General features: G+C 56.2%; 10 protein-coding genes. 8 read left to right on the forward strand and 2 right to left on the reverse strand.

Annotation, left to right across the window (positions count from 1 at the left end; translation table 11 throughout):
- Window positions 1-36 precede the first annotated feature (36 nt).
- The 7 genes from rfbA to NKJ26_RS02750 all read left to right on the forward strand — a co-directional run bounded on the left by rfbA (window position 37) and on the right by NKJ26_RS02750 (window position 7,809).
- Window positions 37-918, forward strand: coding sequence for a glucose-1-phosphate thymidylyltransferase RfbA (gene rfbA, locus NKJ26_RS02720; protein ID WP_352693458.1), 882 nt, complete (start codon window positions 37-39; stop codon window positions 916-918).
- Window positions 919-1,473, forward strand: coding sequence for a dTDP-4-dehydrorhamnose 3,5-epimerase (gene rfbC, locus NKJ26_RS02725; protein ID WP_352693460.1), 555 nt, complete (start codon window positions 919-921; stop codon window positions 1,471-1,473). It abuts the gene before it with no gap.
- A 40-nt stretch (window positions 1,474-1,513) separates the two neighbouring features.
- Window positions 1,514-2,584 (forward strand): dTDP-glucose 4,6-dehydratase, encoded by a 1,071-nt coding sequence (gene rfbB / locus NKJ26_RS02730; RefSeq protein WP_352693462.1) that lies wholly within the window; start codon window positions 1,514-1,516, stop codon window positions 2,582-2,584.
- The gene (gene rfbD, locus NKJ26_RS02735; RefSeq protein ID WP_352693464.1) at window positions 2,581-3,468 is read left to right on the forward strand and encodes a dTDP-4-dehydrorhamnose reductase; all 888 of its coding nucleotides are present in this window, start codon (window positions 2,581-2,583) and stop codon (window positions 3,466-3,468) included. The genes rfbB and rfbD overlap by 4 nt, the downstream gene beginning before the upstream one ends.
- 25 nt (window positions 3,469-3,493) lie before the next feature.
- Window positions 3,494-4,576, forward strand: coding sequence for a class I SAM-dependent methyltransferase (locus tag NKJ26_RS02740; protein WP_352693466.1), 1,083 nt, complete (start codon window positions 3,494-3,496; stop codon window positions 4,574-4,576).
- A 125-nt stretch (window positions 4,577-4,701) separates the two neighbouring features.
- Window positions 4,702-5,760: an NAD-dependent epimerase/dehydratase family protein gene (locus NKJ26_RS02745; protein WP_352693468.1), complete on the forward strand. Its 1,059-nt coding sequence runs from the start codon at window positions 4,702-4,704 to the stop codon at window positions 5,758-5,760.
- 156 nt (window positions 5,761-5,916) lie between these two features.
- Window positions 5,917-7,809 (forward strand): rhamnan synthesis F family protein, encoded by a 1,893-nt coding sequence (locus NKJ26_RS02750; protein ID WP_352596514.1) that lies wholly within the window; start codon window positions 5,917-5,919, stop codon window positions 7,807-7,809.
- A gap of 117 nt (window positions 7,810-7,926) precedes the next feature.
- Here the strand turns inward: NKJ26_RS02750 and NKJ26_RS02755 are convergent, their stop codons facing one another.
- Entirely contained in the window at window positions 7,927-9,351 is a 1,425-nt protein-coding gene (locus NKJ26_RS02755) for an acyltransferase family protein (protein WP_352596516.1), read from the reverse strand.
- 50 nt (window positions 9,352-9,401) lie between these two features.
- Here NKJ26_RS02755 and NKJ26_RS02760 point away from each other — a divergent pair, with 50 nt between their 5' ends.
- Window positions 9,402-11,249 (forward strand): rhamnan synthesis F family protein, encoded by a 1,848-nt coding sequence (locus NKJ26_RS02760; protein WP_352693470.1) that lies wholly within the window; start codon window positions 9,402-9,404, stop codon window positions 11,247-11,249.
- A gap of 38 nt (window positions 11,250-11,287) precedes the next feature.
- Here NKJ26_RS02760 and NKJ26_RS02765 read toward each other — a convergent pair whose 3' ends face one another.
- Window positions 11,288-11,935, reverse strand: a complete 648-nt coding sequence (locus tag NKJ26_RS02765) for an ABC transporter ATP-binding protein (RefSeq protein WP_352693472.1) — start codon at window positions 11,933-11,935, stop codon at window positions 11,288-11,290.
- Window positions 11,936-11,979 lie beyond the last annotated feature (44 nt).

The following is an 11,979-nucleotide window of genomic DNA, read 5'->3' on the forward strand; positions in this document are numbered from 1 at the left end:
AAGGCCGGGGGGCTTTGGCATTTCAAGGAGAGCTTCTTGAAAGGGATTATCCTTGCTGGAGGCAGTGGAACGCGTCTTTATCCACTAACATTAGCGGTCTCTAAGCAAATCCTCCCAATATACGACAAGCCGATGATTTATTATCCGCTGAGCGTGCTGATGCTCGCGGGTATCCGCGAGATTCTGATCATTTCGACACCGCGTGACCTGCCGGCTTTCCGCAGTCTGCTCGGCGACGGATCGGAGTTCGGGCTGGAGCTGTCCTATGCCGAGCAACCGCAGCCCAACGGGCTCGCGGAAGCCTTTATTATCGGCCGGGATTTCATAGGCAAGGACAGCGTGTCGATGATACTGGGCGACAACATCTATTTCGGTGACGGGCTGTCGCAGCTTTGCCGCACCGCCGCAGCGCGCCAAAGCGGTGCTTCGGTGTTCGCCTACCATGTCGAGGATCCCGAACGCTACGGCGTGGTGTCCTTCGACAAGGCCACGGGAACGGCGCTTACGATCGAGGAAAAGCCGCAAACGCCGAAATCCAACTGGGCCGTTACCGGCCTGTACTTCTATGACAATGAGGTCGTCGACATTGCGCCCACGATACGGCCTTCGGCGCGCGGCGAGATCGAGATCACGGCCATCAACAACGTTTATCTCGAGCGCGGCCAGCTGCATGTGCACCGGTTGGGGCGCGGCTATGCCTGGCTCGACACCGGCACGCATGACAGTCTGCACGAAGCCTCTTCCTTCGTGCGCACGATCGAACACCGACAGGGCATCAAGGTCGCATGCCCCGAGGAGATCGCCCTCGAACAGGGCTGGCTGACGGCTGAAAAAGTATTGCAGCGCGCCGCCCGGCTGGGCAAGAACGAGTACGCCGCCTATCTGCGCCGGCGTGTCGTCGATCTTTCGGAGGGATAGATGCTGGAGGTCAGGTCCCTTGGTCTCGAAGGCGTGCTGGAGATCGTTCCGAAGCGACATGGCGACGCGCGCGGTTTCTTCATGGAAACCTACAATGCAGAGCGCTTTTCGCAGGCCGGCATAGACTTGCATTTCGTGCAGGACAACCATTCCTATTCCGCGGCGGCAGGCGTGTTGCGCGGGCTCCATTATCAGCTTGCGCCGCGTGCGCAGGACAAGCTGCTGCGCGTCATCCGTGGCAGCGTCCTCGACGTTGCGGTCGATATTCGCCGCGGCTCCCCGACTTTTGGCAAATGGGTCGCTCTCGAAGTGTCGGCCGAAAAGGGCAACCAGATTCTGGTGCCAAAGGGTTTCGCGCACGGTTTTGTCACACTCGTGCCCGACACGGAGGTGCTGTACAAGGTGACCGATACCTATTCGCCCGAACATGACCGGTCGATCCGTTTCGACGATCCCGCCATCGGCATCGAGTGGCCGCCCATCCCAAGCGGATTTCAGCTTTCGGAGAAGGATCTCAAGGCGCCGATGCTGGCCGCCGCCGAGGTGTTCGCCTGATGGGTGTTGCTGAAGAGACAAAGGGCATGAGGACAGCGGCATGAATTTTCTGGTGACGGGCGGTGCCGGCTTTATCGGTTCGGCGGTGTGCAGGCATTTGTGCGCCAACCCGGCCAACCGCGTGACCAATCTCGACAAGCTGACCTATGCCGGCAATCTGGCCTCGCTGCGGCCGGTCGAGAATGCCCATAATTACAGCTTCGCCCAGGCCGATATCTGCGACGAGAGGGCGGTGCTCGAGATCCTGCGCCGCGACGACATCGACATCGTCATGAACCTCGCCGCCGAGAGCCATGTCGACCGCTCGATCGACGGGCCGGGCGCCTTCATCGAGACCAACATCGTCGGCACCTACCGGATCCTGAATGCCACGCTGGAATACTGGCGCGGCCTTTCCGGCGACAGGAAGAGCCGCTTCCGCTTTCACCACGTCTCGACCGACGAGGTGTTCGGCGATCTGCCGTTCGACGGCGGCATGTTCGTCGAGGAGACGCCTTACGCGCCGTCCTCGCCCTATTCCGCCTCCAAGGCGGCCTCGGACCATCTGGTGCGGGCCTGGCACGAGACCTACGGCCTGCCGGTCGTGCTTTCCAACTGTTCGAACAATTACGGCCCCTATCATTTTCCCGAAAAGCTGATCCCGCTCGTCATCCTCAACGCGCTCGATGAAAAAATCTTGCCCGTCTATGGCGCCGGCGCCAATGTGCGCGACTGGCTGTTCGTCGAGGACCATGCGCGGGCGCTGGAACTGGTTGCGACCAGGGGCACGCCCGGCGAGAGCTACAATGTCGGCGGCAATTCGGAACGGACGAACCTCGCCGTCGTCGAGACGATCTGCGACTTGCTCGACGCCAGGCGCCCCCGGGCCGGCGGCAAGAGCTATCGCGACCTGATCTCCTTCGTCACCGATCGTCCCGCGCACGACCGGCGCTATGCCATCGATGCTTCCAAGATCGCTCGCGACCTCGGCTGGGAGCCGAGGGAGAATTTCGACAGCGGCCTGGCGCGGACCGTGGACTGGTACCTCGACAACAAATGGTGGTGGGGCCCGATCCGCGAGCAGCGCTACGCCGGCGAAAGGCTGGGCGAAGCGCGCAAGGAGGCCGTATGAGGCTCGTTGTCACCGGGCGCGAGGGCCAGGTCGCGGCGAGCCTTCTGGAGGCCGGCCAGGCGCGCGCCGGCGTCGAGGTCATCGCCATCGGCCGCCCGGAACTCGACCTGGCAAACCCCGATACGGTGATCGACGCCATCGCGGCGGCGAAGCCGGACATCGTCGTGTCGGCCGCCGCTTACACGGCCGTCGACCAGGCCGAGGATGAGCCCGACCTGGCATTCCAGGTGAACGCCGTCGGTGCCGGCAAGGTGGCGCAAGCGGCCGCGCGGCTCGGCGTTCCCGTCATCCATCTCTCGACCGACTATGTCTTCGACGGCTCGAAGGACCGCGCCTACGTCGAAACCGACCCGACCGCACCGCTCGGCGTCTACGGCGCCTCCAAGCTTGCCGGCGAACAGGCGGTCGCCGCCGCCAACCCGCGCCATGTGATCCTGCGCACCGCCTGGGTCTACAGCCCGTTCGGCAAGAATTTCGTCAAAACCATGCTGCGCCTCGCCGCCGACCGGGACGAGATTTCGGTGGTGGCCGATCAGTGGGGAAATCCCACCTCCGCGCTTGATATCGCCGACGCGATCCTGCATGCGGCGGCAATGCTGCATGGCGACAAGAACTTCGGCGCGTTCGGCGCCTATCACCTGGCCGGCACCGGCGAGACCAGCTGGAGCGGCTTTGCCCGCCATATACTGGACACAAGCCGCGTGTTTGGTGGCCCTTGGGCGCGGGTACGGGACATCGCTACGACCGGCTATCCGACCAAGGCGCGCCGCCCCGCCAATTCACGGCTTTCGACGGCGAGGTTTGCGACGGCGTTCGGATGGACGGCGCCGGACTGGCAGGATTCAACGGGGAAGGTGGTGCGCCGGCTTCTTCGGACTGCTTGACGATGCCTTTGCCGGGACCTGGAAGATGGCGATGATTCCTTTCAATTCGACGACATTCCGGTTCCCTGACCTCATGGCTCCATCTGCATGGGTCGAGCATGTCCCATTCATGTTTTGGCTAGTCGATGCGCTCCAACCTCGTCGGTTTGTAGAGCTTGGCACGCATAACGGGGTCTCCTATTGTGCCGCCTGCCAGGCCATTGAGCTATTGCGTCTAACGTGCAACTGCTACGCGGTCGACACTTGGACAGGTGACGAACATGCGGGCTTTTACGGAGAGGAAGTCTATTCCGATCTGGCCGCCTACCACGCTCCAAAGTATGGCTCCTTCTCGCGCCTAGTGCGGTCGACATTCGACGAGGCCATTAGTCATTTCGAGGACGACAGCATCGATCTGTTGCACATCGACGGTCTACACACCTACGACGCTGTTCGGCATGACTTCGACGCCTGGCGGCCGAAACTCTCGCAAAACGCCGTCGTGCTCTTTCACGATACGAATGTGCGAGAGCGCGGTTTCGGCGTCTTTCGTCTCTGGAACGAAATCTCGGCAGGTCGGCCGCATTTCGAGTTTCTGCACGGGCACGGGCTTGGCGTTCTGGGACTTGGCGACAGTTATCCGAAGGCAGTCGAGGCGCTTTTCGCTGCCGGTCAACAAGATTCCAGCATAGGAGCGGTACGGACGGCGTTCGCCCATCTCGGTCAAGCGGTCGCTAATCACGAGAATACGGCCCATGCGGTGAGGCAGGCGGAAGCGCAGTTCGCGCTGAGCCGCGAAGAGTGGCGGCGGCAGATCGAACAGCGTGACGGCGAGATTGCTGCGCTGACGGTCGAGCGCGAGCGGGCGGCAGCGCGGGCGAGCGAGTGCGAGGCACACTTTGCGCTGAGCCGAGAAGAGTGGCAACGACAGATCGAAGGGCGCGACAAGGAGACTATGCGGGCGCAAGCGCTGACGACTGCACTTGAGGCAAAAATAAAGCAAACGGAGCTTGCTGTTGAAGAATTTAAGAACTCAACAAGTTGGCGAGTCACCGCCCCTCTGCGTGCATTTTCAAGCAATGCCAGGTTGGTGTTCCAAAATGTGCGGTGGCCAGGCGTGGGCAAATAAGCTGTTAGCCAAGTCCTTGCTGTGTTCGTGCGGACACAGCTAAAGGTTCGCGGCTCTAATCTATTCAAGCTAGGTTGGTGCTGATGGCGAATGACCGAGTCAACGAAACATGGAATGCTGATTGAATGTCAAAAATGTGTGTTGTGACTGGCGGAGCTGGATTCATTGGTTGTGCGCTGTCGACTAAGTTGGCAGACCGCTTCGGGCGCGTAATTGTCGTCGACAATTTGCATCCGCAAATCCATGCGGAACAAAAACGTCCCGCCGCGCTTGACCCTCGCGTTGAACTCCTGATCGCCGATGTGACGGAAGCTTCGGCGTGGGCGCGGGTATTGGAAATCGCCCGACCGGAAGTCGTGGTGCATTTGGCGGCTGAAACGGGCACAGGGCAATCGCTCACAGAGGCTTCACGCCACGCTGTAACAAATGTAGTTGGCACAACCCGCATGTTGGACGCCTTCGCGGCAGTATCGCACGTCCCGGAACGCTTTGTTCTGGCTTCGAGTCGTGCCGTTTACGGAGAAGGGGCATGGCGGTCCAAGAAAGCAGGCGAAGTAACCTATCCGGGCCAGAGATCGAAGCAGCAGCTTGAACGCGCGGAGTGGGATTTTCCCGGACTTGAACCTCTCCCAATGGTCGCGGAGAAAACGATACCGAATCCAACCAGTATCTACGGGGCGACGAAACTAACCCAGGAACAGATATTGCGGGCTTGGGCACTTTCGTTCGGAACTGCCGTCAACGTGCTTCGCCTTCAGAACGTATACGGCCCTGGCCAATCGCTGACGAACAGCTACACGGGAATTGTCTCGTTGTTCATCCGGATGGCCAAGGAAGGCAAGAGCATCCCGATCTATGAGGACGGGGATATCGGAAGGGACTTCGTTTTCATCGACGATGTGGCATCTGCCCTCGACAAGGCCACGGCCACGGATCTGGCGCAGTCGCTCGCCTATGATGTCGGCACCGGTTCCAAGACCACGGTTCTTGACCTGGCAAGGGTCGTCGCAAAAAGATACGGCGCGCCGGAACCGCACGTCAACGGCATGTTCCGCAACGGCGATGTGCGCTGCGCGGTCGCCAACATTGACAGGACAGTCCGCGAATTGGAATGGCGACCTTTGAAAAGTGTAGACGAGGGAATCGGCCAGCTTTCCGAGTGGATCGATTCACAAATTGGCTAGAACCCGCATCTCGAGTCGAAAGGCGCATGTGTTATGCCCCATATCGGCACATCGTGCGATACGCCCACATCCTCTCGACTCGATGAAACCTGAACTGCCATTTCACCTCAACGTGCAGCTCCGTCCTCTATCTTCGCTCCTCACCGAGAGTAAACCATGACAAAACGCCTAGCCATAGCGTTCTTTTATGATGAAGAAGGCATTGTCGATGAATATATGATTCATCTGGTAAAATCATTTCAGCCGTTTGTGGATACAACGGTGTTTGTATCAAACGGATCATTGACAAAAGGGTCGGAATCTTCTGTCTCAAAAGTAGTTGACAGAATAATAATTCGCGAAAACAAGGGTTTTGATGTTTGGGCCTACAAAACCGCGATTGAGGCAGTGGGTTATGAAAAGTTGGCCGATTTTGATGAGCTTTTGTTGTACAATCATACATTCTATGGGCCAATTTTTCCATTCTCTGAGATGTTCGAGGTTATGGAGTCGAGAGACTGTGACTTCTGGGGTATTACCATGCATAAAGAGATGGCTGAAAATCCATTCAAACCTGGAACACCATTGCGCCGCCATATCAATTCTCATTTCATCGCAGTTCGCAAGCCTATGCTAACTTCCCTTGCTTTCAAGCATTACTGGGATTCAATGGAGGATATAAATAGTTACGACGAATCGGTTATAAAGCACGAATCCAGATTTACCCATCATTTCATAAGGCTAAACTACAGAGTAAGTGTGTACCAAGATCCAGACAAATACGGATCTCCATACCCATCGTTTATTGATATTGAGGAGTCAATAAAAGATAGGCTGCCAATTTTGAAAAGGCGCCTTTTTTTCCATGATCCGGTTTTTCACGACGCTTGGGCTATTATTCTACCCAACGTCCTGCGGCGTATCGAGGAGCATTCGACTTATGATCTAAGCCTTGTCTGGAAGAATATCGCAAGAACCACGCAGCCTCGCATTTTAAATACAAATGCTTCTTTGATGTCAGTTTTCCCAGACGTGCCCATTTTCTCGCCAGTTCCCGATAGAGTGTCGTTGCGTGTTGCTGTCTGTGCGCACGTTTTCTATGTAGAGTTGTTGGATGAAATTCTTGGATATTCGGATAATATCCCTGAGAGTTTCGATCTTATAGCGACCACGGACACAGAGGGGAAAAGAAATGAAATAGAGAGGATCGCTTCCAAGTATCCAAAAATCAGAAAAACGACTGTTTTGGTCGTGGAGCAGAACAGAGGTCGAGACATGGCGTCGTTGCTGATCACTTGTCGCGACATCATCCTTAGCGGTGACTATGACCTGATTTGCAGGCTCCATACAAAAAAAACGCCGCAGGTTCCGGCCACTCAAGGCATCGTCTTCAAGAATCATCTCTTGAAGAATCTGCTTCACAGTAAGGGGTATGTATCGAACGTTCTCGAGATGTTTCAGTCGAATCCCGCAATAGGAATAGCGATGCCGCCGATTATCCATATCGGCTTCACGACCCTCGGCCATGCTTGGTTTGCCAACAAGCCAAGAGTCATTGAATTGATGAAGCAATTGGATTTGACCATTCCTCTTGATGAGGATACGCCAGTTGCTGCCTACGGATCGATGTTCTGGTTTCGGCCGGCGGCATTGCGTAAAATCTTCTTGCATAAGTTCCGTTGGGAGGAGTTTCCCCTCGAAGGGCAGTATGGCGATGGCGATCTTCCCCATGCTCTTGAGCGCATCTTTGTGTATGTCGCCCAGGATGCGGGGTATACGGCTCAACATATTATAACGACAGATGATGCTTCAATAAATTATACTATGCTTGAATATAAAATTCAAAAGGTTTTGGCGTTGTCGCCCCGAAACTTCTTTTATGCCCATATAGATAGCCTGAAAGGTCAAACAAAAGGTATTTCATCCCAAACATTGCAGATTCGAGAAGCTTCGCGTGCCTTACGGTTTGCCATTAAGCGGTCACTACTACATCGATCGTCATTCTTGTTTTATGCCATGCGCCCTTTCTATCGCGCAGCTCGAAGGCTAGCTAGAGCAGGGCGAAATTAGAGCGATGCGTGGCTTGCCGGCATTGTGCGGGCGGGGCATCGGCGGAATTCGGAAACTTGGGAGATCGCGTTCTGCAAAGGATAATTGCGCTCAAAGGTTAGCAACCCGCTTCGAGCCCTAGGCTGCTTCACGAACGACCAATCTGGGCCGCTCTTTTCGTCCTGCCAATCGAGAGGCAAGCCGCTTGCCCCAATTGTTGGTCGGCTTCTCCAAGATGTGATAGGTCATCGCAGCAGTTGGAAGGACGCACCCCAGCGTCAGCACAAAGCAGGAAACAAACGTTTCTATCCTTCCCCCTCCCGACTCCTGTATCTGCTTATAGATCGGGAACAGAAAAACAATGATCGGGCTGTGGACAAGATAAACCGAGAAGCTGATCTCGCCGACCCACGCGGTAGCGCCGTTGACGAGTAGGCGGATCGGGCAGAGAGCGAGGCCAACGACCAGACTGGCGAACATCACGCCTAACCAATGATACGGCTCGATGAAGGGCACCGAGCCTCCTGCTGTCGCATAGAACTGCACAGGAACAGAAGCCAGCAATGTGACGCCAATCTGCTTGCTGTTGGGTCGATCCTTGAGCAAGGGCAGTGTCCAAAAGGCTATGAAGCCGAACATGAAAATCGGCAGGTGGTGAAAGATTGAATACAGTTGGTAACTGGCCGGGTCGGTCGTGAACAGGGAAACCGTCATGCTGAAGACCTTTGCGACGGCCAAGCTGATAAGCATCGCTGCCGTCGCCGACCATACGTTCTTGGTACGGGCGTAGACGAACGGAAAGATCAGGTAGAACATCATTTCAGTGCCGATCGTCCAGCCGGCCAGGACGATGGATGTCTGATAGCCATATCCTGGCATCAGGTTGAAAATGAACGTCACGTTCGAAAGAATCGTTTTCACGTTGAGCGGGAAGTTAGCCGGATTGAAGTTGGATAGTATCGTGAACGCGACCAGGAGGTAAAACAGCGGCGCGATTCGGAAGAAGCGGCGCAAGGCAAAACCCAAAAGGGGGCGTTGCTCGTCAGCATGACTTGGTTGCATGAGGCAGAGAGAGAACGTGCTAACGACGAAAAACAGTTGCACTCCCCAAACACCATTCGCAACGTAGAGGTCGAACCAAGGCGGCAATTCCATATGAGGCTGCGGCATGTGGGCGACATGGACCGATATTACCCAAAGAGCTGCGATGCCCCGCAGTGCGCTGAGGTAAGCGTACCGGACCTGTTTCTTAGTTGCCGTTGTATCCACTGGGCGGCCCCATATAAACGAGAATGGATGTCGACTACAGTGATTGGGGTTGAGGCGCAACTTGGCATCCTCCCGCGTCGCGTAGAAGATCGCATGTGGCCGGTCCTTTTTTATCGGCGCCGAATGGTTTAATGGGTGCGGCCGACGTCCTGCCAGATAGTGCCATTCCAACCAGCGGTCTTGGAATACCTGTCTTTCAACGCTATCACGGGCATCGATGACGCAACCTGGAAACACCGCGTCTCGATGATGTTTGCGTGGCAGGAAGTGGTTCTGCGCCGCCGGCGATCCCATATCGGAGCGTTCTAATTCTAAGTGCCATTTGCACCAGAGAGAGATAGTCGATGAGGCGCTTAGCAATTGCATTTTACTACGATCAATACGGCAAGGTAGATGATTACTATTTTCACCTGATTGCGTCGATCCGGCCTTTTGCTGAGAAACTGCTGGTGGTTTGCAACGGCCCGGTGGACGAAGAGGCTCAGTCTCGTCTTTCCGAGGCCGCTGATGGTTTCCTGACCAGGGAAAACAAAGGGTTCGATGTATGGGCCTATCGAGCCGGCCTCGAACTTATCGGGTGGGATGAACTTTCGCGCTTCGACGAGATTTTGCTGTTCAATCACACGTTCTACGGCCCGATTTTCCCGTTTTCGGAACTGTTTTCCGAGATGGACCAGCGTTGCTGTGATTTCTGGGGAATTTCCGCTCACAGGGCGATGAGACCCCATCCGTTCGACGTCAGAAGATCGGAACTGCCCTTCCATCTCAACTCCCATTTCATCGCGGTGCGCCGGTCCTTGCATCAGTCGAAGGCGTTTCGTGATTATTGGACCCAGATGGTGCCGATCCGCTCCTATATGGAATCAGTTGCCAAGCACGAGACGGTGTTCACGGCGCATTTTCAGGCTTTGGGCTATACCTGTTCGGTATTGCTCGATCCGGAACGATACAAGACGCCATACCCGGTTTTCATGGAGCCGGACAAAACGCTGGAGGACCGGAGCCCGATCCTGAAGCGGCGCCTCTTTTTTCATGACACGCTGTTTCTCGAGCGCGAGGCCATCAACCTGCCGCGTGCCTTGCAGATCGTAGAGAACCAATCAGATTATGATTTGTCGCTAATATGGAAGAGCGTCGGCCGCCTGGGTCCGCCTCGCACGCTAAACGGCAACGCCGCGTTGCTGTCCGTCCTGCCGGATGTACAGGTCGGTCCGCAAAGGAATTGGGACGATTATCGGATAGCGATCCTCGCGCATGTATATCACGTCGACATGATCGACGAGATTCTGGGTTATGCCGAAAACGTGCCGAAAGGCTACGACCTGATCGTCACGACCGACAATGCCAATAAGCAGGCATTGATTCGGCAAGCAGTCGCGAAGGCGACGAACGCCAGGAATGCGGTCGTCCTGGTCGTCCAGAACGACGGAAGGGATACTTCAGCTCTCCTTGTAGGGTGCCGGGACTACGTGCTCGAGGACCGTTACGACCTGATCTGCCGGATCCATTCCAAACGATCTCCCCAGGACGGCCCAAGGGGAGAGCTGTTTAAGCTCCACAATTTCGACAACCTTCTCCACACGCCTGGATATGTCGAAAACTTGCTTGAGCTCTTTGTCGGCAATCCAGCGCTTGGTCTGGTTATGCCACCAGTGGTTCAGATCGGCTACCCGACCTTGGGAAACGCATGGGCTGGTAACAGAGCCACTGTTGCAAAGCTGGCCAGACAACTGCGCCTGATCGTGCATTTGGACGATAGTACGCCAGTCGCGCCTTATGGTGGAATGTACTGGTTTCGTCCTGCTGCCCTAAGGAAGCTTTTCGAACATGAATGGAGCTGGGACGACTTTGCCGACATGGATTATCGCGATGGGAGTTTGGTCCATGCCATCGAACGGACCATAGCCTATGTCGCAATCGACGCCGGCTATACCTTCCGACACGTGATGACTGAGGGGCACGCTGCTCACAACTATGTAATGCTGGAGGCCAAATTGCAGGCATTATGCGCCAATGGAGTTCCGGTGGAATTTGGAAACCTGGGGGTGAGAAGAGCTTTTCATGGCCTCGTCTTCTCGATCAAGAGATCAATCGTGGCCAAATCGCCAATAGCGTTCAGGGTCCTCAGGCCCCTCTATCGCGGTGTCCGACGGATAGTCAAAATCACGCTTGGTCGCAGCGCCGAAAATTAAGCTCACGAGATCATGAGGCCAACTAATCGCAGGCGCTCTTAAGTCAGCGACTCCACCCGGCCAGCTCGAAGTGTCATTTTTTTCGTGCAGACACGCTGGATTAGGGCGTCGTCGTGGCTGGCCAGCACGATGATGCCGGCCTTTTCCGCCAGTTCGTCCATCCGTCGTTTGGCTTTTTCCTGGAATGACGCGTCGCCGGCGCCGATCCATTCGTCCATGAGCAGAATTTCAGGCTCAAGCGCGGTCGCTGCTGCAAATGCCAATCGTGCCGCCATGCCTTGGCTATACGCCTTGAACGGCAGGTCGATGAAGTCGCCCAGTTCGCTGAAATCGATTATTTCTTCCATCTTCTCTTCGATCTCGGCTGCCGTCCACCCGCTGATCAATCCCCTCAGCACGATGTTTCTGCGCCCGGTGGCCTCGGGACGAAACCCTATATGAATGTTGAACAGGGCATCGACCTTGCCCGCGATCGATATCGTGCCACCCGAGGGCTGGTAGATTCCGTATAGAACCTTGAGCAGGGTGGTCTTGCCGGCGCCATTCGGGCCGACAAGCCCTAACCGGTCGCCCGCCTTGAGCTCGAAGCTGACACCGTCGAGCGCCTGCACGACCTGTTTGGTGCCCGACTTGGCTATGTTGCCGCCGAGAGCGCTCCGACGCCGGCCGGGCGCCGAAAGCGTCAACTTTTCAAACAGGCGATAGACGAGGCTGACATTGTTCAGTGTGA

The organism is Mesorhizobium sp. M0152 (assembly GCF_040322415.1).
Classification (GTDB): Bacteria; Pseudomonadota; Alphaproteobacteria; order Rhizobiales; family Rhizobiaceae; genus Mesorhizobium.